Consider the following 24381-nt stretch of genomic DNA (forward strand, 5'->3'; position numbering starts at 1 on the left):
CATGAATCATTCCAATCTCTTTGTTCTCTACGTTGCCGATGCAGCGCGCAGCCGGGTGTTCTACGAACAGTTGTTGCAAAAAGCCCCGACAAGCGATTTCCCTTTCTTTGTGTCCTTCGAATTAAGCAACCACTCGCACCTTGGGCTGTGGTCTGAACAGGCAGCCAACTTCCAGTCCGGCGGGAGCGGGCATCGGATGGAAGTCGGTTTTCTGGTCGACACCGAAGCCTTGGTCGAGGCCGCTTACCAGCGCTGGCAGGCGCTGGGCATTGCCATTGAACAGCCCTTGGCACGTGCAGTGTTCGGGCTGACCTTTGTGGGACTGGACCCGGACGGGCACCGGTTGCGAGTGTGCATGCCCGATTGAGGGCGGTAACTGCAGGAACTGCCGCAGGCTGCGATGTTTAGCTCTTGAGCGTTGCACGGCTAAGCGTACGATCACGGCTGTTGTGTTCCGGCAGCTCCTACGCTGAAGGTGTATCCAGGCAAAAGCGTTCAGGCCGACACGCCGCCAGCGCCTCGCTGACCTTGCCGTCGACGATTTCTTCGCTCACCAGACGGCCGACGATGGCTGCCAGCGCAACGCCTGGATGCACAGTGCACACGTAGACACCGTCGATGCCGGGAAAGTAGCCGATGATGGGCATCCGGTCTGATGCTATGGGGCGCAACCCCACGCACGCCAGCTCGGGTTCCAGGAAATCAACACCTTCAAGCTCGTTCTGGATGGCGTGGGCTGTGCGCAGCGCAATGGCAGCCGGCTGGTTTTCGGGGCTGTCGTCCAGGTAATCCTCTGCCGCCAGTAACGCACCGTCAGCCGTGTGCCGGATTTCCATTGCAGCATTGGAAATGATCGTCTGCACCCGATCGGGCGGTGCTTTGTAGCGGATGAAAATACAAGGTGAAGCCTCGACAGGCAGCGGCAGGTTGAGTGTTTGTGTCAGCGCTGCGATACCCGTACCTGCAGCCAGCACGACGGTGTCCGCGGCCAGTAGGCCGTTTGAGGTTTTAATCCCAGTGACTTTGCCATGCAGGGTTTGAAAGCCCAGAACACGGGTTTGTGTGAGCACCGTTGCGCCGTTTTTTTGCGCGCCCGCGATCAATGCCCGACTGGCTGCGACGGCATCCAGCGCGCCTTCTTGAGCGACATACAGCGCTTGTTGCGGCGGCTGTTTTAGGTTTGGTTCGAGGGCCAGGATCTGTGCTCGCGTCAACTGACGGGCCGGGTCGTGCAACACGTTGTCCAGCCCTACACCGTAAGATAACGCGCCTGTCCAGCGTATGTTCAGCTCCGGCAGCTGTGCTTCAAGGCGGTGATATTCCTTGATAGCCTCGCGACGCAGCTGAGCAATCGGGTCCGGCTCACCGCAGGTGGTGTTGATCCAGGCGAACGAGGTTGCCGTCACTCCAGAGGCGATCTCTCCGGCTTCAATGACTGTGACTTTCGCGCCCTTGTCAGCCAGGTGATAAGCCAACGACGCCCCGACTATGCCAGCGCCGATGATGACGATGTGTTTGCCATGCGTTACTTCCATCCGAACCTTCCCTGTGTCTGCTTGTTTCTCTTTGTGCTTACCGGTGCTGGGGCCATGGATCGGTGATTTCATGCCATCCGGCCTTGGAGGCTACACAGATGTGCTTTTGTTTATCGCAATGGATAGGCGTGTCGAGGGTGCCCACGGCAATAGAGATCCAGTCCGCGTATTGCCCTTGGGAGGTAGACCAGAACAACGATGAACCGCATTCGCCGCAGAACTGACGTGATACCGACGGCGAAGACTCGAACGACTTGAGGTTTTCGGCGCCGTGGGTCAACTCGAGATCCTCGCGCAGTACATTGCAAAAACTGGCATAGGCCGCCCCGTGATGCTTGCGGCACTGGCTGCAATGGCAGTGGGAAATAGACACGGGCCGCAAAGGTGTCTGGTACCTGACTACACCGCACAGGCAACTGCCGAGCAAGAGGTTATTCATTGGCAAAGACCTCCATGTATGAGAGGCGACACTCTAAACGTGTACTGAATTGCAACTCAACGTTTAGGTGCGACCACCTGATCGTGAACCGTTGCTGGTGGCTGCCTATTACGACGCCCCCTCACTCAGCCTTGAGGCACGCGAAGCGGTGTTGAAGGAAGTCGGCGCGGCATTTGTGAAGTGGGCCAATGGATAAGTGCCTGCTGACACCGTCATAATTCAGCCATTTCGGCGGCGTAAAATCGTGTATCAATTTGTTTATTCATCAAACGTTTGGCGGGCGGCGGGGAGTGACCCTTTCTGCGTCTGTGATGTAAGGACAGCTTATGGCGCTCACCAGTAAAATTTCGCCGTATGACCCTCAATGGCCGCTCCAGTTTGCGACTGAAAAACAACGTGTAGAAAACGCCTTTGGCCCGGAGTTGATCGACATCCATCACATCGGCAGTACCGCCGTTCCCGAGATCTACGCGAAACCGGAAATCGACATCCTGGTGGTTGTTTCTGAGCACGGCAATGAAGAGGCTCGCGGCGAGTTCTTGCAGGCATTGGGCTATGTTCGTGGCAGTAATCTTTCTGCTGGCCATCACTTTTATCGCCGCGATATCAACGGGGTGCGAACCCATAAAATCCACGTCTGCGTCGCCGGTCATGAACAGATTGAGCGCATGCTGCTTTTTCGCGACCTGTTGCGTGAAAATGACAACATTCGCCAGCAGTATCAGGACGTCAAGCTACAACTTGAAGCCAATAATCGGGGCGGCATTAGCGAATACCTTGCGCACAAGGCACCCTACATTGATGCGTGGCTGGAGCCGTTTCTGGAGGAATAAGGCCCAAGGCTAATGAGCAAAATCCTCTATGGGCTTGCGGCTCAGTCCAACAGGCTCCGGGAGAATCAGGCTGAATGTTTTGGCGGCGGTTTTCCCCTCTGGCCATGCTGGATCGCCCTCTGGTGTTTGCAGCGGGCGTTCAGGTTTATAGGCCGATGACTGAACAATTGGCGAGCAGCGGCGGTTGATACTGGGCTTTTCGCGCTAGCAGAATGCACGCCTGGATGGCGCCTTTGCAGTGTCTATCCCGACTAAATCACTGATTCGCCGCCGTGCGGTCCACCAGCCGCACACTATTGCGGCCTCCGCGTTTGGAGGCGTAGAGCGCGGCGTCGCCCAATTCGATCAACTGGCTCAGGTTGGCAGGTGGGCGGTCGAACAGCTCGGCACCAATGCTCAGGGTCACGGCCTGTGGGGTGGCGAAGGTTTGTGAAGTGGCGAGGTAAAACGGGTCGCGCAGGGCACTGGCCAGGGTTTCGATACGTTCGCTTGAGGCGTTGCTCAACAGAATCACGAACTCGTCGCCACCCAGTCGGGCTGCGAGGGCGTCTTTGGGGAGTTCGGCGCGAATGATTTCACTCAGAGTCACCAGTAACCGGTCGCCCGCCATGTGGCCAAACAGATCGTTGATCAGTTTGAAGTTGTCGATATCGATCAGTAGTAGTCCCCCTGGCCGCTGGGCTGATACGCCATTCAATAAAGACGGTGCGCGCATTTCCAGGGCTCGACGGTTGTACAGCGCGGTCAGCGGGTCACGGGCAGCAAGACGTGCGATCAACTGCTCACGTCGGTAGCGCTCGGTACCCGTCATCGACAACGCAATCAGCATGATCGCCATTGCCCCTTCCACCAGAGAGATCTGAATGATCTCGCCACGAAACGCCGCCAGGTCAATAAATTCGCCGGGTAGCACTGCGATGACGGCTTTTATCAGATAAAACAGACCGTGAATCAGCAGCACATACCGCAACTGCACAGCGCCCACGCTCAATGATTTACCGTGGGGCCGCAGCAGCCAACTGGCCTTGAGTGCCAGCAGTGAAACCAGCAGCGAGTTGATCAGCAGCATGACTCTGGACCATGACGGGTCATTCGGGATAAGCAACAGCGCGGGCCAGATCGCAAAAATCAGGTACCAGCCTCGCGACAGGCGCACTTGGGTAAAGCGCGCAACGCCCAGCAGAAACAGCCAATGGGCAACCACCAGCAAGCCATTGGCGAACCAGATACCGATCAGCAAGAATCCAATGCTGCGCAACAGCGCGAGTGATGAGCCCACGGTAATCGTGGCAAATCCCGCACTCCAGAGCAGCAGCGAAGACTCACGCACACTGCGCCATTCGATGGCCAGATACAGTGCCGCCGCAGCGGCCAGCGCGACGGTGAGTGTCAATAGGGTAAGGGGGTCGAGCGCCATGAATTGAGCGGCCTGCCATGGGTGTGAAGGTGATGGCAATTGTATGCTCAATCACTGAATTTTCGCAGAACCGTCCGATGAACCCCCAAGCCATCCTGCAGGCAAGTTGGCAGGCATCACTGACTGTGCCGGGCCTAATGCTGGGCAGTACTCACCGGCGGGCTTGCCTCAAACATGGCTTGGTAGGTGCCTTTGTGCGCCGCGTAATACTCGGCGACCACCTGATCTGCCGATGATTCCCGGGCGTGTTTCATCATGTCTTCCAGGTCTTTTACTGGAATGCTGAAGCGTGCAAAGAAGTGTGCAACTTGCGGGTAGTCATGGGTGAAGCCCTTGCGCGCCACCGCGTGGATTTGCTCGGTCTTGCCGTATACCTCTTTGGGATCATCCAGGTAACGCAACGACCAGGTGGAGAACATCCAGTGGGGGCTCCAGGCGTTGATCAGCGACCATTTGTCACGCTTCAGATTGCGATCCAGCTCATTCAGCATGCCGGTTTCGGACGACGCAACCAGCTTGTAACCATCTAACTTGTATTGTTCAATAGCCCGCGTTGCCGACATGTACTGTCCGTTACCCACCTGTGAGGTCAGGATCTTGCCGCCCAGCTTCGCTCGAACTTCGGGCTTGTTGAGGTCTTCAATACTGGCAACTTCACTGATCGGAACGGTTGTTGGGACGGCCAGCCCCAGGCGGCCCTCGTATAAGACGCCCAAGTCTTCCAGACGGTCGTGATACTGGTCCCAAAAAGGTTTGTGGCTGTAGGTGAGCCAAGCCATCGGGATCATGTCGAGTTTGCCGTTGGCGAGCGCCTGGAACTGGATGCCGATGTCAGCCTGTATCAGTTTTACCGGCTGCTTGAGTTGATCTTCCAAAATGGTTGTTGCGAGTTTGGTGGTGATTTCGGCATCCGCCCAGTTAACCCATCCAATCACTACCGGCTTTTGAGTATCAGCCTGCACAGTCATGGCGGTGTTTAACAATAAAGCTCCCACTAACCAGGCGCACAGTGTTCGAGTACGCAATAAATAAGTCATCATCGAATAATCTCCAATTAATATAATTATCAAGTGTTTGGCAGATAGATGATCGGGGCGGGTCCTTTCGCCTGTTTTTATTATTTAAAAATCAGTTGTCAAACATATTGGTAGCGGTTAGCGACGGGCGAGTTAATAGCCCACTTGGCCTGGACACCTTTCAGAATGGTGACATGTTTGCCGGGTGTAATCGTGACGGGTGGGTTAGTTGGGCTATGGATAACCGCTTCACCCTGTTGAACGACAAATTGAACATCCTGGTCGTAGGTGTACTCGAATACGTCGGATTCACCACTTTGCCAAAGTTCCCACTTCAGGCACTGCTGTTTCTCCAGCGGGCTGGCTTCACGTTGAATGATTTTCGACATTCAGGCTGTACTCCGATCAAGTCTGGTGGGTTGGGCATGCCAGTGAAATGGCAACGCTTCTTGAGGTAATGCGGGGTTGTTCAACAGAATGTCGCTGGCTTTTTCGGCAAGCATGATGGTGGCGGCATTGATGTTGGCGCTCGGTACAGAAGGGAAGACCGAGGCGTCAATCACCCGCAGGTTTTCGATGCCGATGACACGCAGCTGGCTGTCTACTACGGTCATGGGGTCGTCAGGTTTGCCCATCTTGCAGGTGCCGCATGGGTGGTAGGCACTTGCCGCGTCTTCGCGAATAAAGGCGTCCATCGCCTTGGCGCCGCGAATATGTGGTCCTGGCGTATCTTCGCGGTAGTTGTAACGCTTGAGCGCCGGTTGACTGGCGAACTCCAGGCCTAAACGCATGGCCTCACGCATGACGCGCCAGTCTTCGTCTGTGGCCATATAGTTCGGGTCGATCAGCAGCGGGTCAGAGACCTTGGCACTGCGCAGCCTGACCGCGCCGCGGCTGGTCGGACGCATTGGGCCGACGCCGATCCGATAGCCGTAAGTGGTTGAAACAGGTATCCAGTTTTTGTCGAAAAAGACCGGAAAGAAGTGAAATTGAATATCGGGATGCGGAGTACTCGCAGCGCTATTGAGGAACGCACCCACATGGCACTGGTTGACTGCGGCGACGCCTTTTTTCAAGCCGAACCACTGGGCGCCCGCCCAGAGCATCCGGTGCGGTTGCAGTTCCCTGTTCAACGAGACCGGCTCCTTGGTTTCGACCTGGATATGGCATTCAAGGTGGTCTTGCAGGTTTTGACCGACACCCGGCAAGTTCGCGTGGCAGGCAATGCCATGCTCATGCAGATGGGCGGCGGGGCCAATCCCCGACAACATCAGCAATTGCGCAGAGCCGAATACACCGCAGGACGCAATGGCCTCACGGCGGGCTGTGACCTTAACCCTGCGGTTTTGATAGCTGACCTCAAAGCCGGTGGCGCGAGAGCCTTGCAGCGTGATCTTTTGTACTTCGCAGCCCAGCCAGATTGTCAGGTTGGGGTGCTCACCCAGCGCATGCAGATACCCATAGGCTGCGCTGTTGCGGATGCCGTCCCTGACGCTCATTTCAAAGCGCGAAACCCCTTCTTGCTGATAGCCGTTGACGTCATCCGTGAGGGAAAAGCCTGCCTGCTGACCCGCTTGCAAAAAGGCTGCATTGAGCGGGCTCAAGTGTTCCTGGCGCTGAGCCCTGATGGGGCCGTTCTGCCCGCGGTAACGGCTGGCGATGGCACTTGATTCGATTTTTTTGAAGTAGGGCGCGCAATCGGCCCAACTCCATCCTTTTGCGCCCTCATGCTCCCAGCGGTCATAGTCCATGGGGTGACCGCGTAACCAGGTCATGCCATTGATGGACGAAGAACCGCCCAGCACTCGGCCCCGGGGCTGTTGCAGGCGCCGCTTGTTCAAGTGGGCCTGTTCCTCGGTGTAGTACCACCAGTTGTATTTGGAACTCGGTTTAAATGCCGAACGCAAACCGGCGGGCATGCGAATGATCCAGGACTTGTCCGAGGGGCCCACTTCGAGCAGCAACACCGTGTGCCCGGCATCCGAGAGTCTTCGTGCCAAAACGCAGCCTGCAGAACCTGCACCCGCAATTACATAATCAAATTCAGTCATTATTTTTTCCTGGACGAGACTTGCCGGCCATCGGCGTCATCAGGCAATGCAGATCCAATGGCTTTTAACGTTGGATAACGGCGTTTCGCTAAACGTATAGGAAGGTCAAAAACTCCGATATTTAATAAATGAAATGCCCGGCTTAAATAATGTTTAAGCCGGACTTGCACCCAGATGCTTGTTTGACAGCCTGTGAAATTTTCTCGCTTAATGCCGTTTGCGAGTCACTGCCTGATTGAGGGCCACCTCTGTGCGACAACTGGATCTGTCACTTCTGCATACGTTCAAAACCATTGCTCAATGCAAAAGTTTGTCGCTGGCGTCACAACGCCTGCACAAGACCCAGGCGGCGATCAGCATCCAGCTTAAAAAGCTGGAAGAGTTGGTGGGCAAGCGCTTGCTTGATCGAGGGCATCAGACGGCAGAACTCACCCCACATGGCGAATTGTTGCTGCAATACGCCAGCAAGATGCTTGCGCTGAGCGATGAGGCCATGGATCTGTTTATCAAAGAGCAGATCAGCGGCGCTGTTCGCTTCGGTATTCCGGACGATTATGCGAGCGCCTTCCTGAGGCCGGTTCTTCGCGATTTTATTGAGCGTTATCCGAATGTGCGGCTGCACATTCGTAATGACATCAGCCAAAACCTGTTCACGGCCCTTGAACAAGGGGAACTGGACTTGGCCTTGGTCACGCGGCGCAATAACGACGGCAACGCAGATGTCTTGCGCTGTGATGCGTTGCACTGGGTGGCGGGAGAGTCCTTCACATGGATGCCACAGACACCGCTGCCGCTTGCGTTGTACCCCCACGGCTGCGGCTTTCGTGGGCAGATCCTCAGCGCCTTGAGCGCCAGCCAGTGCGACTACGAGATCGTCTTCGAGTGCACAGGGGTCGCAGGTGTTCAACTGGCGGTCGACAGCGGCCTGGCAATTGCAGCAACGTCCAGCGCCTTGATGCAACCGGGCTGGCAAGTGCTGGATGCGGCGGCTCATGGTCTGCCGGTACTCGGCAACGTGATGATTGAGTTGCGGCTTGCCAATCAACCCGTGCCGGTAGCAGTGCAGCAGTTTGCCGAAGAACTGCGCAAGCAGGTGTCGCTCCGTTAATTTTTTACAGGCTTTTACACGGTTGAAGCGTTATGCATACGCACTGCGCGCCGTGTCATGAACATTGCCAGAACCGGCGCCACAGTAAACAGTCCAAACAGCCAGAATGCAGCATTGGCAATGCCGGTGTTTCCAGTTGGGTCATTGATGCCCGCCACATTGGAAATCACGCCCGCAAATGCCGCGCCCAAGGCCATGGCGAACAGTTGCAAAGTGGTGATCGACGCCGCGGCAGTGTCTTTATCTTGCTCCGAGGCCACTTGCAGGATGCGCGTGAGCAGGTGAGGCCAACCCAGCCCAATCCCAAACCCAACCAGAAAAAGTCCCAGGCCGATAGGCGCCAGATGCGTCCATTCGCCCAGGCTGCTCATTGGCGTGGTAATGGCCAGCAGCACCAGTCCGGCCACAATAAACAGTGGCCCCGCGAGGATGGCACGTTGCGGCCCGCGGCCGGTCCAGCCGGAGCTGAGGATTTCAGCGACGGTCCAGCCCGCAGCCATCAATGCAGTCATGTAACCGGCAATCAGTGGCGACTGACCGTGCAGGTGCTGCAAAAAGAACGGCATGAAAATTTCGCTGCTCATGCCGATCACCAGCAAGCAGGTCGTGGCATAGAGCGCGAAAAGGGGTGTCTTGATTTTCAGCGCATTTCTGGGCAGCAGACGGATCGCGGCACGGGATTCGTGACGGATCAACGCCCATACCAGAATCGCGCACGCCGCGATGCCCAGCAGGTTCCAACTCGGCAGCGACGAGACGCTGCCGGCACACACGGCCAGCACTGCCGCGGCGAGCAGCACCAATTGCACGACTGGCAGGCGCGAAGAGGTGACTGCTTCGGGGTCACGGGGCGGCAGTGCGCGATGGGTAAGGGCGATGTAGGCGAGACTGATCGGCACCATCGAGCCAAACGCTAGGCGCCAGGCATCCATTTCAGCGAACACGCCACCCACCGCCGGGCCAACCAGTGTCGCAACGCCCCACATGCCGGACACCAACGCCATGGCCCGCGGCCATAGACGTTCTTCAAACACCAGTTGAATCATCGAGTAGCACAAGGCAAGCAACATGCCGCCGCCCAGCCCCTGGATCAGTCGCCCGCCGAGCATCACCGGCATACTCGGCGCCAAAGCGCAGATCAATACGCCAAACATGAACACTGACGTTGCGACTGTGTAAGCCAGCCGCGGGCCGGTGCGTTGCAGCAGTTTGGAGGTAAGGGCAGAGCCGAGGATCGAGGCCACCACATACAGCGTGGTGCTCCAGGCATACAGTTCCAGCCCGCCGATTTCGGCGACTACAGACGGCAGAATAGTGGTGGCGATATAGGTGTTGGTGGCATACAGGGCGATGCCACCTGAGAGGGCGATGGAGCGGGTGGCGTTCTTGCCGAGGAGTAACTCTCCCCAACTGCTGTCTTGGGCTTGCATGGATGTTTCCTTGTGCGGCGGTTGCGCCTGTGAGCGCTCGGCGAATTGCATGAAACGTGGGGTTGAGTTAATTTGCCAAGCAATTGCTTTGAATATTGCTGCGGGGCTCATTATTTTGTCAAGAAATGGCTTGGAATATTCCGCGTCGTCATCGCCGGCGGATCGCCTTTTACATCTGCTTAAAACACGCGGTCCGCAACTGGCCAGTGATGCGGGCGAATACTTGGGCACCTCCGGGGAGGCGGCACGACAACAATTGGTGAAGCTGGCGGCCAGTGGTTTAGCTGAGGCCAAGGCAGAGGTACGCGGGGTTGGGCGCCCAACGCAGGTTTGGCAACTCACCGCAGCGGGGCATGCGCGTTTTCCGGATACGCATTCCGAACTGACGGTGCAACTGCTGCAGACCGTGCGCGATACCTTTGGTGAGGACGCCATTGAGCGTTTGATTGATGTGCGTGAACGTCAGACCCAGGCCCTCTACGAGTCAGAAATGCTAGGGCTCGTGGGCTTGAAAGCACGCACTGAACGGCTGGCACAATTACGCACCCGTGAGGGGTATATGGCGCAATGCAGCGAGCAACCGGATGGCGCACTGATCCTGGTGGAAAACCACTGCCCGATCTGTGCAGCCGCGACGGAGTGCCAGGGTTTTTGCCGTGCAGAACTGCAAGTCTTTGAGCGGGTCTTGCAGGCAAAAGTGCAGAGGGTAGAGCACATCCAGCTGGGCGCGCGGCGTTGTGCCTACCGCATTACTGAAGGGTGAATGACTCACGAATTGTTACATTTATGGAGCTTGACGCTTTACCTGATAATTGATCTCAAATAGTATTCAGGCGCATTTGCAATCATGGATCCGCCATTTTGAAATCTATCCTGCCTGTTTCAGCCCTGCTGGCCGCCGCATGGGCGACAGCGCCTGTTGCCCACGCGGACGCTTTAACCCTCCCTAAAACCGAAGTTCAGGCCAGTGCCGAGAGTGACTCCTCGACCACCGATTACCAGCAACCGGTCGATAGCACCACCACCCGGATGGGCCTTTCGGCCAGGGAAACGCCGCAGGGTGTGACCACTCTGTCACGCGAGCAGTTGAATGATTTCAACCTCAACAGCGTCAAGGATGCGCTGCGCAGTGCGCCGTCGGTGACCGTCGAACAATATGAAACGGACCGTACCAGCTTCACCTCCCGCGGCTTTGATATCAGCAATTTCGAGTACGACGGTATCGGCGCACCCTTCAGCGCAGGCTTGCTCAATGGCGACCTGGACATGGCCGAATACCAGCAGGTGGATATTCTGCACGGCGCCAACGGCTTGATGAGCGGCACGGGCAACCCTTCGGCCACCGTCAACTTTATCCGCAAGCGCCCGACGGCTACGCCGCAAGCCCAATTGAAGGTGTCGGCAGGCTCGTGGGACACCCGTCGGGTAGACGTTGATGTCTCCGGCCCGCTCAACGATGCCGGCAATGTGCGGGGCCGTTTGATTTTTGCCAACGAAACCGGCAATTCCTATCTTGATCGGTACTCGCGTGAGAAGAATGTGCTCAGCGGCATGCTGGCTTTCGACTTGAGTGACGCAGACACGCTCACGGTCGGCCTCTCGGACAACAAGAGCAATGCCAACGGCAGCAGTTGGGGCGGCCTGCCGCTGGTCGATGCTGACGGCAACCTGATCCATTACAGTCGCCGTGGCTCCAGCGTCGGTCAGGACTGGACCTACTGGGATGTTCATACCCTGCGGGCCTTTGCCGAGCTGACCCACGAATTCAATAACGGCTGGAAGGGCACGTTGAACGTGACGGCGGTAGACCAGCGTCAATCGGCCAACATGTACTACCTCATGGCCAACGATGATCAGCAGCCCTGGTTGGCCGACCCGAGCCACACCAATGTCAACGAAAAGCAATTGCTGGGTGAGGCGCAACTCAGCGGCCCGTTCAGCCTGGGCGGTCGTGAGCACCAGTTGACCGTGGGGGTGAACTACGGGCGCTCGCGCCATCATGAACGCGGTTACTACAACAGCATTGATGAGCTGATTCCGGCCGATCTGGACCAGACCCTGGGCGGCCATGTCCCTCGTCCGGACATGACCTATACCGACAACGATACAAAAATGGCCAGTTTCACTGACCGTCAAAAAAGCGTGTATGCCGGGGCGCGTTTCAGCCTGACGGATCAACTGCACTGGATCGCCGGTGCGCGCATGCTCAGTGTCGACAGTGACGGTACTGACTACGGCACGCCGCGTGATGTACGCATTCACGGCAAAGTCACGCCGTACACCGGGTTGGTCTATGACATCAACGATCAATACTCGGTCTACGCCAGCTACACCAAAATCTTCAATCCGCAATACGTCGTCGATTCAGCAGGCAAGGTGCTCGAGCCGCTGGATGGCAAAAGCTATGAAGTTGGGGTCAAGGGCAGTCTGCTGGAGCAGAAGCTCGACGTCTCCGCCGCCGTGTTCAAGACCGATCAGCGTAACGTCGCCGAAGCCACTGGCCAGATGATTGGCTCGCAGTCGGTGTACCAGAGCCAAGACTATAAAAGTCGTGGTGTGGAGCTGGAAGCCAGTGGCCAGTTGGCGACCGGATTGCAGGTGCTGGGTGGGTATACCTACGTGCACATCGAAGACCCGGACGGCGACAAGGCCCGTCAATACGTCCCGGCGCATACCTTGCGGGGCAGCCTGACCTACCAATTGCCGGGCATGCCGCAGGCCAAGGTGGGTACCCGTGTGGCCTGGCAAAGTGCGATCCAGGTGGACAGCGACAGCCGCATTCGCCAGAACGCCTATGCCTTGGTCGACGTGATGGCCAGTTACGACATCGACAAACATTGGAGTACCGCGCTGAACCTGAACAACGTGGCCAATCGCAAATACCTGATGAGCCTGTACAGCGGCGGTTCGGGCTTTTACGGCCCGTCGCGCAACGTGACAGCCTCGCTCAGCTACAACTTCTAAAACCACCACGTGGTCCACTGTGTGGACGCGGGCTTGCTCGCGATAGGATCGGTAAGGTTTAACAGGTATACCGAGTTTGCCAGCATCGCGAGCAAGCCCGCTCCCATAGAGCGGACATTTGCCAGTGGCTACTTCAACGCCACCGGCACGCACGCCTTGGGTGTGTCCTGGCTTGTGCCTATCAAGCTGATCAGGCCACACGCCAATGAACCCCGCCATTGCAGGTAGTCATGGCCACTGGCGTATTCGACGTGGTCAACCGGATAGCCTTTGGCTTGCAAGACATTGCGCAGTTGGCGGTTGCTGTCCAGAATCCCGGCACCGGCAGACCCCGATTTGTCTTCGAACAAGCCGGCCTGCAGATAGAAGCGCAGCGGTAAACGCGGGCTTGTCACGTACTGGCGGGTGAGCCACTGATCTTCAGTGTTTGGCGGGCTCCACCAGAACGATCCGGACAAGCTCAGTACATTGCCAAACAGTTCAGGGTGTTTTAGCCCCAGCCACGCCGAGGCCAAGCCTCCATAGCTGGAGCCCGCCACCACGGTATGCGCGGCGTCGGCATTAAGCCCCTGGCGCTTGGCCCATGGCATCAACTCCTCAGCCATGAAGCGTGCGAACTCCGGGTTGGGCGGCAACTCCACGGGCCGGGTTTCATCGCTCGGGTTGGCAATGATCAGCGCCGCTGTCGGGGGGATAAGACCGTCGGCAATCAGGTTGTCCAGAATAGTCGGCGTGGGCACCTGGCGCATGTAGGCGTGAGCATCAAACAGCACCAGCAGGCCTTGGTCATCGCCGGCGTCTTTCCACCCCGCAGGGCGATACACATACACGTCGCGGGTGTTGCCTAGAATACGACTGCTCAAGGACTCGCGCGCAACCATGCCGGGTGCCACGTGCGCGCGCTTTTGGAGCCACGGCTGTGGCGGTGCATCAGGCAGTTCCAGGATGGAGCGAGTCAGGTTGGGCTCGTACTTGTGATTGCCAAAGCGGTGTGGGTTGAGCGGGTCGCGTTGCGACGTGGCCAATAGCGTGCGGCGATCCCCGGCCTCAGGCACATCTGGCGCCAGTTGGTAGCTCAGGCGGGCACTGGAGGGTACCCGGTAGGTGGCGTACCAGACGTCACTGTCACCCAGACGCTGCAAGGCGTCATGGCCGCCCGAAGGCGAACCGAACACCCGCACGTTGTGCTGGGCGCCACGCCACAGGAACGTGACAAGGCGCTCATTGGGGCTGTCTGCGATGGCTTCCACCAGCGGCGTTCCTTGTTGCTCGCGCTCTTTCCAGAACGCTTGCGTGGAGCCGCCCTGTTTCAGTTGTTCGGCCAACTGACGCAAAGTCGGGCTGAGCAGAGGCGCCTGTGAGCGTTGTTGCAGGCTCAGCGGCAGTACCTGGTTCAGCGTGAGCGAGAACTCGGCCTGTGGACGTGTCACCAGCGGCTCGACGCGCAGCAGGTACTGACCGTCCTTGTCGGCGATGAACATAAAGTCCCGTGACATGTCCGCGCCATCGATCAACAAGCGCAGCGGATAACCCTGTGCCGTCAGCAGGCGCAGGCTGACATCGCCCGCGACCTTGCCCTGGACCAGATCTCCCGCCTTGAGTGTCAGGCTCCAGCTGGGGGGCTGAGCCTGGGCGACACTGGCGTGCACGCTTTGCCCCTGGCTGAGTGGCTCGACAGCCAGGGCCGAGGCGCAGGCCGTGACGCTGAACAGGCACCCTAGGCCCCAGCGATTGAATGGGTTCATGATGACCTCAGAAGTCGATGCTGGTTGAGAGCTTCAAGGTGCGCGGCTCGCTCACCGTGGCGAAACCATCGTTGAACACACCTGCCCAGTAAGAGCGGTTTTCAACGTTCTCCAGGCTGGCACGGAACACCACGTCCTTGCTCAGGATGCGGGTGGAGTAGCGAGCGCCCAGGTCGTAACGGGTCCACTGCGGGATCTTCAGCGTGTTGGCATCATTGAGGTACTGCGAGCTGCTGTGGATGACCAGCGTGGTCAAGGTCAGGCCATCGACCCACGGTGTATCCCATTCGCCGCCCAGGTTGGCCGACCATTTCGGCACGCCACGGGCGGTGTTGCCGTCCAGAGCGCCGTTGGCCGTGCGGGTCAGCTCGGCGTGGGTGTAGGTCACCCCCCCGAGCAGGCGAACGGAGGGAATCACCGAACCGAACATGTTCCATTCCACGCCACGGTTACGCTGCTTGCCGTCGTCGCTGTAAAGGTTGCTGGCCTTGTCGAGAATCAGGCTGGGCTTCTCGATCTGGAACGCACTCAAGGTATGGGTAAACGTGCCCATGTCCCATTTCACACCGGCTTCCAGTTGCTTGGCCTTGTAAGGCGCGAACTGGTCGCCGTAGTTGGCGGCGCTCACGTCGCCCACGGTATTGCCTTGGGTCAGGCCTTCGATGTAGTTGGCATACAGCGACACCGGCGCATCCCAGGGTTTGACCACCAGCCCCACGGCCGGAGTAATGGCTTGTTCGTCATAGGATTTAGGCGAGCTCATCTGCTGGCGGACCCGTTGTGAACGAGCCCCCAGGGTCAGCAGGACTTTGTCATCGGCAAACGCCAGGGTATCAGCGACGGCAAAGCTGGAGAGGGTGTTGTCGCCGGTCTTGACGTTGGAGCCGGTGTGCCCGGCAATGATCGGCTTGCCCGGGTGATAAATATTGGTCGGGTAGCGGGCGCCGGTCACGGTCGGCGCACGGCCGATATTCTGGTGCAACAGGCTGGCGGTGAAGACGAGCTTGTGGTCGATCGGGCCGGTGGTCAGATGCCCGCGAATACCCGCTTCATACGCGGTGCTGGCGGAATAGCCCGCCTGATTGTAGGTCTCGCCGATGGCATCGCCATTGTCATTGTTGACGCGCAGGCGGGTGCCGTTGAGGAAACCCTTGTAGCGATTCTTGGAACTGCCAGCGCTGGCGAAAGTGCTCCAGTCATCATTGAGTTCATATTCACCGCGCACGATCACGCCCTTGCTGATCTGCTTGGCAGAAATACCTTTGAGTATGTTGGTGTCAGCTTTTGGCGCCTTAAGTACATGACCTATGTCGCTGAAGCCCACCATCATGGGGCTGCCATTTTCGGCACGCTCGTGGCTTTCGTAAGCGTCCAGCGCGAGCTTCCAGCCATCGCCACGATAGTCCAGGGCCAGGGAGGTCAGCGTGCGCTCCTTGGATTGTTTGTCGACGCCTGTATCGCCGTCGCCATACACACCATTGAAGCGAATGCCAAAGCGCTGTTCGTCACCCAGGCGGCGGCTGAAGTCCAGGTGTTCGGCGAAATAGCCGTCCGATACATAACTGGTGGTCAGGCGCGTCAACGGCGTGTCACCGGCGCGTTTGGGGACCAGGTTGATCACGCCGCCCACACCACCGCTGGGTGCCATGCCGGACAACAACGCGCCCGGGCCTTTGAGCACTTCGACTCGGTCCAGGAATTCCGTAGGGACGTGGCCGTCCGGAGCCATGCCATACAGGCCGTTAAGCGCCAGCTCTGCGGAGTCCAGTGAATAGCCCCGAATCGTGAAGTTCTCATACACATGGCCTTCACCGGTGGTGAAGCGGATCGAAGGGTCATTGCGCAAAACCGCACCCACCGTGCCGCTCTGCTGGTTTTCGATGGTTTGTGCGGTGTAGGAGGTGATGTTGAACGGCGTATCCATGATATGGGTATCGCCCAACATCCCCAAACGGGCTCCGGTCGCGACTTGGCCACCGCTGTAGGCTTCCGGCAGGTCACTGGCGCCCAGGCCTGCAGCGTTGACCCGGGTTTCTCCCAGGTTAAGGGCGCCGTCGACGCTCGCCTGACGCAGCACGATCACGCCGTTTTCTTCGATGGCCACCAGCCCGGTATTGGCCAGCAACTGCTGCAAGGCTTCACGCAGGGTGTATTGACCGTTGAGTGGCTTGGCGCTGCGTCCGGCAAGCAGTTGGCTGTCGGCGGCAATGGCGATTCCGGCTTCACGGGCCAGGGTATGAACCGCCGATTCCAGTGGCTGGGATGGCAGGTTCAGATTCAGTGGGGTGTTGCTGTCCGCCAATGCGGTGCCGGTGCCAAACAGCAGGGAGCATGCCAGGGCCAAACGGCTCAGCGGGGCGCGGTAAGGGGAGGAATAATGCGACATGGTCAGTCCTGACTCTGGTGTGGTTATGGGTGAAGACGGACCTCGACGCGTTTACCCCTCAAAAAAATTTCAACGTAATTGCACGTAGGGTTCACCGGCTACGTTGACCAGTTGCACAGGCAGGATTCGGGGCAGTGAATTGAGCAGGATTTGCGGCTGATCGCTGGGGAAACTGCCGGTCAGACGCAAGTGCGCCGCCTCGGCGCTGACCCCCACGGGCCGGGCTGCGTAGGCGTTGTATTCGGCGATTACTTCGGACAGCGGGGCATCGGTGTAGGACCACCAGCCTTTGCGCCAGTTTTCAATGTCAGGGCCTATCTGACGATGCGGGTTGAACGCGCTGGTCTCGCCTTGGGCATTGATGCTGACGTGCTGCCCGGCGGTGAGGATTTTCGCTTCGCCCTTGAGCCCTTGTACATGCACCCGGCCACGGGCCACGGCTACCTGGATGCAGTCGCCACGATCGCTGATGCTGAAGGCAGTGCCCAGCACCTTGACTTGGCCCAGTCGGGTATTGATCACAAAGTTGCGCAAGGTCTCATGGGCCACATCGAAGTAAACGTTGCCATGCAGCAGCATCACCTGGCGTTGAGTGTGGCTGAATTGCACCCGGACATTGGATTGCGCCGCCAACAGTAACTGGCTGCCATCGGGCAGTGTGAAAGGGCGAGAGGGTTCAGCGTGCTCAGTGAGCAGGCTTTGCGTGAAGGGCGAGGTTTCGCGCCACAGCCAACTCAACCAGCCCGACGCGCCGATCACTGCCAACAGTCCGGTACCCTGGCGCAGCAGGCGTCGACGACTGAGGTTGGCCGGCTGCGAATGCACGGCGCCGCGCAACTGCGGGGTTAACCGGTGGATCATTTGCCAGCGCCGCTCGGCTTCAAGCCATGCGTGTTCGTGCTCACTGCTTTGGTTGCGCCAGCGTGCCAACTGCTTGCGGGCTTGCTCAACCCGCGAGGGATCATCGCTGTTGAGCTTGGCCAGATACGTCAGGGCCTGTTGCACTTTGCGTGTAGAAAGTTGCTCAGGCATGTCGGCAGGCCAGGCTCAGTTCAGACAGATCAAACACCGCCCGGGCGATATGTAACTCCACCGACTTGGCAGACAAACCCAGCTCGGCGCACACCTGACGGTGGCTCTGGCCCTCGAGGCGCACGCGCACAAAAACCTCGCGGCGCAGGCGGGGCATACGCTCGATGCGGTCGATCAAGTGCTGCAGTTGCTCGCGGGCAATGATGATGTCTTCCACCGTCGGGCTCAGCACATCCTGGCGACTCATCCAGTCATCCAGTGCCGCTATTTCACTGCTATGGCGGCGATATTGATCGATGCACAGATTGCGCGCGGCCTTGAACAGCAATGCCCGCGGATTGGCCACCGGGCTGTTCAATGCATGGGCATAGGCCTGGGCAAAGCTGGACTGGGCAATATCCGCTGCATCGTCCGGATTGCGCAAACGGTTACACAAATACCGACGCAGCTCGGTGTAACTGGCCAGTAGATCGTGGACCACTGAGTTCAAAGTGGATGTGCAAGACGTAGGAATGAATGACATGCCGAGCCGTTGAGAAAAAGATGCTAATAGGAATTCCTATCATTCTCACATAAGTGTAACGGATTGTGCCAGCACGTTAACCGAGCGGGTGCAGATCAAAAGCTCGCAGCCATCGCCAGCCTGTGACGGTGCTGGCGAAGGTTGCGATTGTTTGTGTGCTTCACTTTGAGAACACCACTGGCACGGTGAAGCGCAGTTTGCTGCCTTGCGGAGGGCGAGGCACAGGCGAAGCGCGGTTGATCATGTCCAGGGTGGCGTTGTCGAGTTCTGTGAATCCGGCAGACCGAACCACGCTGGCGCTCAGGACCTTGCCGCTACTGTCGATTTCAAAACGCAGGTAAGCCACGCCGCGGTCACCGCGATCACGGGCGTGTTGCGGGTAGCGCTTGAAACGCTCCAGGTGCGCCAGCAACTGCGCTTCCCACTGCACTTTCAATGCCGGGTCGGCAGCACCGCGTGAAGACTCCGTTGCCGCGGTGGTGGTGGAGGTCTGGGCGTCGAGCTTGGGCGGAGCCGTCGTGGCCGCAGAGGCTGACGTGGCGCTCTGCTCGGGTTGTTTTTTCGGCGGTTCGGTCAATTCTGAACCCTGTTCGGGGGCGCTTTGATAGGCGCCGTGGGCCGTTTCCTTGAGTGGTGACTTGGCCTGTTTGACCGGAGCCGGTTTAGGCGCTGGGGTGACTTTTTTCACCACCTCTTTGGGCGGTTTTGCTGAAGGCGTACTGATCTGTTTTTGCACGAGTTTGTCCGGTGCGACTTGCAGGTCTTCCTCGACCGCCTGAGCGACGGGCACTGCAGCCAGCTCGATCATCATCGCTGCCGGTGCAGCCTCGGCCGATGGGATCGGCGAAGTGTGCAACAGCCATACGGTGATGCCCGTGTACACGCTCAAGGTAATCAGTGTCGCGCTGCACCAGAGCGTCTTGCGGGATTGGTTCAGATAGGTCATGAGCTCATCAATATTAATCAACGTAAAACGGGACACCCATGGGCGTCCCGTGTGTTAACCAGGTTCGGATCAGAACTTGACCGTCAAACCTGTGCTGACCGTACGGCCCGGTGCGGGCATAAAGCTTTGTGCCAGCGGGTCCAGGTAATACACGTTGGTCAGGTTGTGCACGCCAAAGTCGATTTGCGTGCCCTTGTAAATCTCGTAGCTGGCGAACAGGTCGAAGATCGCCGATTTGCGGTAGTAGATCTGGTTGGTGGTGATGCCATCGTTCCACGGCTTGTTCAACTTGGCGGTCGGGGCGCTGTTGTAGACCATGCGCCCGCCCAGCACCAACTGGTTGTCGAACCAGCGCGAACCCACCGTGGTGTTGATCGAGTACTTGGGCGGGTTCTGGGTGTTGGTGTACGAGCCAGGGAAACCGCCGTCTACGCAGTTGGGCGTGGGCGTGCCGTCGTCACGCAGTTTTTGCGCCAGGTCCGGTGCACAGGTCTTGGCGTTCAGGTAGTAGGTGGCCGATACGTCGGTGAACACACGGCCCATGTCGTAGCTGGTTTGCAACTCGACGCCCTTGACCCGGAAGCTGTCGACGTTCTGCAGGTTGCCGGCAAAGATGTCTTGATAGTCACGGGTGATGTAGTTTTCGATCTTGTTATCGAAGTAGGCCAGTTTGGCCGCGGCCGTGTCGCCCTCAAGGAACAGGCTGTTTCTCAGGGTGCTGGCGCCCAGCTCCCAGTTCTTGCTGCGTTCAGGCTTGAGGTTGGCGCCCGGTACTGCGGCGGTGAACAGGCCCAGTGTGGACTCGAACAGGCTAGGCATGCGCACGCCTTCGCTGTAGTTGAGGTACACGAAGCTGGTCTCGTCGAGGTCGTACTTCACGCCGAAGGAAGGCGTAAAGGCGTGATCGCGGCGCTCGATGGGTTTGGCGTAGCTGTAACTGGTGGCGTACTTCTGCATCTCGGTGTCGTTGGCTTCGAAATGGTCGTAGCCCGTGTTACCGACGGTGCCTTTTTCATACGGCGTGGCGTTGAGCGAGTCCTGGGTGAAGTTGCCCTGTTGGTCCGGGCGCCAGTACACATAACCGATGCGATCGTTGCCTTTGTACAACCAGGTCCAGCGTACCGGGCGGGTGGCAAAGGTCGCAGGGGTGGCAAGCTGGTTGTGGTCCTTGCTGTGGAACTCACTGTAGCGACCGCCCACGGTAAAGGTCAGCGGCTTGATCGGTGCCCATTGCAGCGAGCTCACCAGGCTGCCTTCCTGACGGTCGCCGCTGCGAATGAAACGGTTTTGCTCCAGGTCAGATTGCAGCACCGGCGAATTATCGTCTGGGCGCAGACGCTCTTTCTGGAAGGACGCGCCGTAGCTCCAGGCGAATTTGCCGACCTGAGTGTCGAAGCGCGAGGTGTTGCTGACATCGGTGCCCCAACGCAAATCCTTACTGCGGTTGAGCAGGGCATCCTGATAGCCGTCTTCGCTCAATTGATCCGGTTCGCCTTCATAGCCAAACAACGGCGTCACGGTGCTCAAGCCGTTGTACGTTTTGCTCTGAGCCTTGGTCACCCAGGCGTTGGCGCTGAGATCGATCAGCGGATTGTCTTCAGGCTTGAACGTGTAGCGGGCCGTATAGGCGTTGATCCGCATGCTGCCGGGTGCCCACTGCGGCACGGTGCCGGTGGTGTTGCGAATGATCCGCGACGGCATGATTTCGCCGTACTCGCCATCGGTGTAGCGGTAGGCCAGCTCAAGATTCTGGTCGGGCGAAGGCTTGATGATGGTCTTGAGCAATAACCCTGTGGAGTCGGTGGAGGTGTTCAACACCTCGTTGCCCGCCTTGAACACCTTGGCCGGGCCGTTGGCTTCTTCGGTTCTGTAGACGTACTGCCGGGTCGCCGGGTCCCAGCGGCGTACTTGCTTGAACACCTGGTAATCCTTGAAGCCCTTTTTACCGGCGTAGTAGTTACCGCTTTCGCGCTCGGTGTAGGCGGCGACAAAATCAATCGTGTCGCTGGTGCTGGCAAAGGCCACACTGCCCGAGTGAGCTTGCGGGTTGAAGATGTTGTTGCTGCCCTTGCGCGGGGTAGCGTTGTACTCGTGCGGACGGTCGACGCTGTTGCTCGAAATATCGCCCTTGAGGCGCACACCGTAGGTTTCGCCTTCTTTGAGGATGTCCTTGGGTTGCAGGGTTTTCATCTTGACCATGCCGCCGATGGCGCCAGCTGCATCGGCGTTCAGACTTGGGCCTTTGTCGACGGTGATGTCACTGATCATGTCCGGGTCGATGTAGCTGCGCTGTTGCATGCCACCGTAACCGCGATAGGCGTCAATCGCTTGCTGGCTGCCGTCGATGGTCACTGGCACGCGGCTCTGGCCCTGAATGCCGCGGATGTTGACGTCCAGCGCGCCGCCGTTGCGAGTGTCACCGGTTTGCACGCCGGGCACGCCCTTGAGAATGTCCGCCGGGGAAGAACCACGGAAGCGGTTGATGGTTTCGCCGGAGATATACACGCTGGAACCTGCGGTGGTGTAAACCTGCGCTGCCGGGCCAGTCAAACGGCTTGCCTGCCCGCCTTTGATGGTCACCGCGCCGAGCATTTCAGACTCATCCAGATCGGCGTCAAAGCCGGTGTTGGCTTCGCTGCGCGGGCTGAGGATCAGGCTGCGCTGACCGTCGATTTTCCAGCTGACAGGCGCATTGCCGAGTAACTGGCGCAGCGCCTGTTCGTTGCTGAAGTTACCGCGCAACGCGGGCGCTTGCAGACCGTCCACCAGACCGGCCGCAAGGCCCAATTGCAGATTGGCCTGACGCGCAAAAGCGCTGAGGGCCGTGGTCAGCGGTTGCGCGGGAATATCGAAGAAACGGGTAGCCTGATCACTGGGCGATGCGCTGGATTCTGCTGCAACCGCAGACGGCGGCTGAAAAATTGCGCTGTTGATTGCCACACACAGTACGGCCAGCGCCACCGGTACTTTGGAGTGCGCAACGTGTGATCGGTTACCCATGTTTCTTCGCCTTTTGTTTTTGGTATTACGAGTCATTCGCAATACAAGGAGCTACAAAGACGAACACCGTGCGGATTTTTTTCAGCGCAAACGCAAATATTTTTCATTCAATGCTTTTTGGCGTGCCAATAACTGTCAATAAAGGCGAGTACTGCCGCACCTCACCGCCAATGGGCGCGACCAATGCCTGGAGTGCACGCTGGGTATCGCGCATGTCGTACAGGCCGGTCACACGCTTGTTGGCCAGGGCAGGATCGGTGATCACGATCCAGCCGCGCTGATAGCGGTCGAGTTGTTCGACCACCTGAGCAACGCTGGCATTTTCAAAAAATTGCGCCCCCATGATCCAGCCCGCGACCTCGCCAGGCATCACCAGAGATTGAGTGGCGATGCCGGTGCGGCGATCAATCCACAACCGTTGGCCGGCACCCAGCCGATACTGTTTGTTCACCCCGACAGTGCCTTCGCGGACCTCGACACTCAGCCCGGCGTTGCGTTGTGCCACATCGAAGGCGGTGCCCAGAACCCTGATCACGGCTTCGTCGCTGCGCACTTCAAAGGGTTTGCTGGCGTCATGGGCCACGTCGAAAAACACCTCGCCTTTGACCAGCGTGACCTGGCGCTGATGATCATCGAAGCTCACATTGACTGCGCTTTGCGGGGCCAGTGTAAGGCGGCTGCCATCACCCAGAGTGACTTCGCGGGTTTGCGCGATCCCGGTACTGTAATCAGCCCGCCAGTTCGGGCTCATCACCAGCGCTGCGCATACGGCCAGGGCACTGAGGCAGGCTGCAGCCAAGAGTGGCAGACGTGCGCGGGGTTTGAGTGGCGTGACATTGGCAGGGGCAGGGGGCCAATGCTGCTCGGTACCTGGGGCTTGAGCGCCCAGCGCCTCCCACGCGCGGTTGACCTGGGCCCAGGCGTCAAAATGCTCTTCGTGACTGTGCAGCCAGCGATCGAAATCCTCGAAACGCTCGGGGTGCTGTTGCAGATCCAGCAGCCACTGGCCGGCAACTTCCAGGCTCTGTGCCGAGACCGTCCGGGGCAGGGGGACGTTATGCATACGGGCGTTCCTTAGAGTGCGCGCTGGGCTCAGGGGCGTGTGTGGCGACGCTCGAAGCCAGGTGAACGATGGCATCCTTGACCAGCCGATGAGCGCTGGAAAGCGAGATTTTGAGATGATCGGCGGTTTGCTGCAACGTGAAACCGCCCAGACGATTCATCTCGACCGCGATACGCATTTGCTCGGGCAGACTGGCCAGCGTCGCGGCGATGCGACTGGCGTCATCACTGTGTACGACTCGTTGTTCGGGTGACAACTCGTGGCCGGGGCGCATCCACTGTGGCGGCGACTGTTGCTGACGCTTCTCGGCGGCCTGTCGGCGCACAGCGTCCAGCGCCAGATTGCGTACGATGCGATATAGATAAGCCACGGGTTGCTCGACGACCTCTTCGGTACTGGCGCAAAAACGCAAGAAGGCATCCTGCACCACATCCTCGGCGCGAGCATGATCACCGACCACCACCTTGGCGTAGTTGATCAGTGCGATGCGATGCTCGAGATAGAGTTGCAGCCTGGCGGTAGTGTCGTTCACGGGGGAACTCAAGAGTGATGAGTCTGAAAGCGCGGCGACGTTAATTTAATTGAGAGTAATTATCAATACCGGTGTTTGTAGGGGTATGTGGTAAGGGTGAGCTTTGTAGGCTGCTGCTGCGTATCAGATGGGTATGTTCGGCGGGGCAATGACTGAATAACTGGGTACATATCCATTCGATGGGTAATGGCCACTTTGGGTTACGCCCTTACGGCGTGCCACTTTGAAAAGCGCAAAGTGGCCAAACGCTTTCGCCCCTACCCCTCGGTGCCTCGCTGTGGCTCGGCATACCCTCGCCACAGGTCTTGCTCCGTGGGCCCGCCGCGATCGGCCATCCATGGCCGTGTCGCGGCTAACCCGG

Annotated in this window: 21 protein-coding genes; 6 read left to right on the forward strand and 15 right to left on the reverse strand. The window is 58.5% G+C overall.

Annotated elements, in window-relative coordinates; translation table 11 throughout:
* Window position 1: 1 nt before the first annotated feature.
* Window positions 2–367: a VOC family protein gene (locus NTD86_RS08190; protein WP_262201685.1), complete on the forward strand. Its 366-nt coding sequence runs from the start codon at window positions 2–4 to the stop codon at window positions 365–367.
* A gap of 97 nt (window positions 368–464) precedes the next feature.
* Here NTD86_RS08190 and NTD86_RS08195 read toward each other — a convergent pair whose 3' ends face one another.
* Complete coding sequence (locus tag NTD86_RS08195) at window positions 465–1535, reverse strand: NAD(P)/FAD-dependent oxidoreductase (protein ID WP_262201687.1); 1071 nt, start codon at window positions 1533–1535, stop codon at window positions 465–467.
* A 37-nt stretch (window positions 1536–1572) separates the two neighbouring features.
* Window positions 1573–1974, reverse strand: a complete 402-nt coding sequence (locus tag NTD86_RS08200) for a GFA family protein (protein WP_262201689.1) — start codon at window positions 1972–1974, stop codon at window positions 1573–1575.
* Between the two features lie 67 nt (window positions 1975–2041).
* On the opposite strand from NTD86_RS08200, the gene NTD86_RS08205 reads away from it, so the two are divergent.
* Window positions 2042–2170, forward strand: coding sequence for a hypothetical protein (locus tag NTD86_RS08205; RefSeq protein WP_262201691.1), 129 nt, complete (start codon window positions 2042–2044; stop codon window positions 2168–2170).
* Between the two features lie 130 nt (window positions 2171–2300).
* Window positions 2301–2807: a GrpB family protein gene (locus tag NTD86_RS08210; RefSeq protein WP_262201692.1), complete on the forward strand. Its 507-nt coding sequence runs from the start codon at window positions 2301–2303 to the stop codon at window positions 2805–2807.
* A 256-nt stretch (window positions 2808–3063) separates the two neighbouring features.
* Here NTD86_RS08210 and NTD86_RS08215 read toward each other — a convergent pair whose 3' ends face one another.
* The 4 genes from NTD86_RS08215 to NTD86_RS08230 all read right to left on the reverse strand — a co-directional run bounded on the left by NTD86_RS08215 (window position 3064) and on the right by NTD86_RS08230 (window position 7291).
* Window positions 3064–4224 (reverse strand): sensor domain-containing diguanylate cyclase, encoded by a 1161-nt coding sequence (locus NTD86_RS08215; RefSeq protein WP_262201693.1) that lies wholly within the window; start codon window positions 4222–4224, stop codon window positions 3064–3066.
* Window positions 4225–4358: 134 nt separating this feature from the next.
* Complete coding sequence (locus NTD86_RS08220) at window positions 4359–5264, reverse strand: glycine betaine ABC transporter substrate-binding protein (RefSeq protein ID WP_262201695.1); 906 nt, start codon at window positions 5262–5264, stop codon at window positions 4359–4361.
* Between the two features lie 95 nt (window positions 5265–5359).
* Window positions 5360–5629: a cupin domain-containing protein gene (locus NTD86_RS08225; protein ID WP_262201696.1), complete on the reverse strand. Its 270-nt coding sequence runs from the start codon at window positions 5627–5629 to the stop codon at window positions 5360–5362.
* Complete coding sequence (locus tag NTD86_RS08230) at window positions 5630–7291, reverse strand: choline dehydrogenase (RefSeq protein WP_262201697.1); 1662 nt, start codon at window positions 7289–7291, stop codon at window positions 5630–5632. It lies immediately after the preceding gene.
* Window positions 7292–7541: 250 nt separating this feature from the next.
* Here NTD86_RS08230 and NTD86_RS08235 point away from each other — a divergent pair, with 250 nt between their 5' ends.
* A complete protein-coding gene (locus tag NTD86_RS08235; RefSeq protein ID WP_262201698.1) occupies window positions 7542–8399 on the forward strand; it encodes a LysR substrate-binding domain-containing protein in 858 nt (285 codons plus the stop codon).
* 14 nt (window positions 8400–8413) lie between these two features.
* On the opposite strand, the gene NTD86_RS08240 is transcribed toward NTD86_RS08235, so the two are convergent.
* Entirely contained in the window at window positions 8414–9829 is a 1416-nt protein-coding gene (locus NTD86_RS08240; RefSeq protein WP_262201699.1) for an MFS transporter, read from the reverse strand.
* Window positions 9830–9878: 49 nt separating this feature from the next.
* On the opposite strand from NTD86_RS08240, the gene NTD86_RS08245 reads away from it, so the two are divergent.
* Both NTD86_RS08245 and NTD86_RS08250 read left to right on the forward strand, forming a co-directional pair.
* Window positions 9879–10592, forward strand: a complete 714-nt coding sequence (locus tag NTD86_RS08245) for a helix-turn-helix transcriptional regulator (protein WP_262201700.1) — start codon at window positions 9879–9881, stop codon at window positions 10590–10592.
* A gap of 98 nt (window positions 10593–10690) precedes the next feature.
* Window positions 10691–12793 (forward strand): TonB-dependent siderophore receptor, encoded by a 2103-nt coding sequence (locus NTD86_RS08250; protein ID WP_315974731.1) that lies wholly within the window; start codon window positions 10691–10693, stop codon window positions 12791–12793.
* Between the two features lie 128 nt (window positions 12794–12921).
* Here the strand turns inward: NTD86_RS08250 and NTD86_RS08255 are convergent, their stop codons facing one another.
* From NTD86_RS08255 to NTD86_RS08290, 8 genes are all read right to left on the reverse strand, one after another.
* Window positions 12922–14538: an alpha/beta hydrolase-fold protein gene (locus NTD86_RS08255; protein WP_262201701.1), complete on the reverse strand. Its 1617-nt coding sequence runs from the start codon at window positions 14536–14538 to the stop codon at window positions 12922–12924.
* Between the two features lie 7 nt (window positions 14539–14545).
* The gene (locus NTD86_RS08260) at window positions 14546–16924 is read right to left on the reverse strand and encodes a TonB-dependent receptor (RefSeq protein ID WP_262201702.1); all 2379 of its coding nucleotides are present in this window, start codon (window positions 16922–16924) and stop codon (window positions 14546–14548) included.
* A 69-nt stretch (window positions 16925–16993) separates the two neighbouring features.
* Window positions 16994–17956 (reverse strand): FecR family protein, encoded by a 963-nt coding sequence (locus NTD86_RS08265; RefSeq protein ID WP_262201703.1) that lies wholly within the window; start codon window positions 17954–17956, stop codon window positions 16994–16996.
* On the reverse strand, window positions 17949–18479 hold the full coding sequence (locus NTD86_RS08270) for an RNA polymerase sigma factor (RefSeq protein WP_262201704.1): 531 nt from the start codon (window positions 18477–18479) through the stop codon (window positions 17949–17951). The genes NTD86_RS08265 and NTD86_RS08270 overlap by 8 nt, the downstream gene beginning before the upstream one ends.
* A 160-nt stretch (window positions 18480–18639) precedes the next feature.
* The gene (locus NTD86_RS08275) at window positions 18640–19425 is read right to left on the reverse strand and encodes an energy transducer TonB (protein ID WP_262201705.1); all 786 of its coding nucleotides are present in this window, start codon (window positions 19423–19425) and stop codon (window positions 18640–18642) included.
* Window positions 19426–19494: 69 nt separating this feature from the next.
* A complete protein-coding gene (locus tag NTD86_RS08280) occupies window positions 19495–22425 on the reverse strand; it encodes a TonB-dependent receptor (RefSeq protein ID WP_262201706.1) in 2931 nt (976 codons plus the stop codon).
* 103 nt (window positions 22426–22528) lie between these two features.
* Window positions 22529–23488, reverse strand: coding sequence for a FecR family protein (locus tag NTD86_RS08285; protein ID WP_262201708.1), 960 nt, complete (start codon window positions 23486–23488; stop codon window positions 22529–22531).
* Complete coding sequence (locus NTD86_RS08290; protein ID WP_262201709.1) at window positions 23481–24020, reverse strand: sigma-70 family RNA polymerase sigma factor; 540 nt, start codon at window positions 24018–24020, stop codon at window positions 23481–23483. Before NTD86_RS08290 ends, NTD86_RS08285 begins: the two co-directional genes overlap by 8 nt.
* Window positions 24021–24381 lie beyond the last annotated feature (361 nt).

The sequence above is a fragment of the Pseudomonas sp. 7P_10.2_Bac1 genome (assembly GCF_025465935.1).
In the GTDB taxonomy this organism is placed as follows: Bacteria; Pseudomonadota; Gammaproteobacteria; order Pseudomonadales; family Pseudomonadaceae; genus Aquipseudomonas.

Excerpts from the sequence above, each read along its gene's own strand:
- NTD86_RS08195 (WP_262201687.1), bottom strand. The coding sequence starts at position 1,535 with ATGGAAGTAACGCATGGCAAACACATCGTCATCATCGGCGCTGGCATA.
- NTD86_RS08245 (WP_262201700.1), top strand. The coding sequence starts at position 9,879 with ATGAAACGTGGGGTTGAGTTAATTTGCCAAGCAATTGCTTTGAATATT.
- NTD86_RS08200 (WP_262201689.1), bottom strand. The coding sequence starts at position 1,974 with ATGAATAACCTCTTGCTCGGCAGTTGCCTGTGCGGTGTAGTCAGGTAC.
- NTD86_RS08220 (WP_262201695.1), bottom strand. The coding sequence starts at position 5,264 with ATGATGACTTATTTATTGCGTACTCGAACACTGTGCGCCTGGTTAGTG.
- NTD86_RS08225 (WP_262201696.1), bottom strand. The coding sequence starts at position 5,629 with ATGTCGAAAATCATTCAACGTGAAGCCAGCCCGCTGGAGAAACAGCAG.
- NTD86_RS08265 (WP_262201703.1), bottom strand. The coding sequence starts at position 17,956 with ATGCCTGAGCAACTTTCTACACGCAAAGTGCAACAGGCCCTGACGTAT.
- NTD86_RS08190 (WP_262201685.1), top strand. The coding sequence starts at position 2 with ATGAATCATTCCAATCTCTTTGTTCTCTACGTTGCCGATGCAGCGCGC.
- NTD86_RS08260 (WP_262201702.1), bottom strand. The coding sequence starts at position 16,924 with ATGTCGCATTATTCCTCCCCTTACCGCGCCCCGCTGAGCCGTTTGGCC.
- NTD86_RS08280 (WP_262201706.1), bottom strand. The coding sequence starts at position 22,425 with ATGGGTAACCGATCACACGTTGCGCACTCCAAAGTACCGGTGGCGCTG.
- NTD86_RS08270 (WP_262201704.1), bottom strand. The coding sequence starts at position 18,479 with ATGTCATTCATTCCTACGTCTTGCACATCCACTTTGAACTCAGTGGTC.
- NTD86_RS08275 (WP_262201705.1), bottom strand. The coding sequence starts at position 19,425 with ATGACCTATCTGAACCAATCCCGCAAGACGCTCTGGTGCAGCGCGACA.
- NTD86_RS08230 (WP_262201697.1), bottom strand. The coding sequence starts at position 7,291 with ATGACTGAATTTGATTATGTAATTGCGGGTGCAGGTTCTGCAGGCTGC.
- NTD86_RS08255 (WP_262201701.1), bottom strand. The coding sequence starts at position 14,538 with ATGAACCCATTCAATCGCTGGGGCCTAGGGTGCCTGTTCAGCGTCACG.
- NTD86_RS08215 (WP_262201693.1), bottom strand. The coding sequence starts at position 4,224 with ATGGCGCTCGACCCCCTTACCCTATTGACACTCACCGTCGCGCTGGCC.
- NTD86_RS08210 (WP_262201692.1), top strand. The coding sequence starts at position 2,301 with ATGGCGCTCACCAGTAAAATTTCGCCGTATGACCCTCAATGGCCGCTC.
- NTD86_RS08285 (WP_262201708.1), bottom strand. The coding sequence starts at position 23,488 with ATGCATAACGTCCCCCTGCCCCGGACGGTCTCGGCACAGAGCCTGGAA.
- NTD86_RS08240 (WP_262201699.1), bottom strand. The coding sequence starts at position 9,829 with ATGCAAGCCCAAGACAGCAGTTGGGGAGAGTTACTCCTCGGCAAGAAC.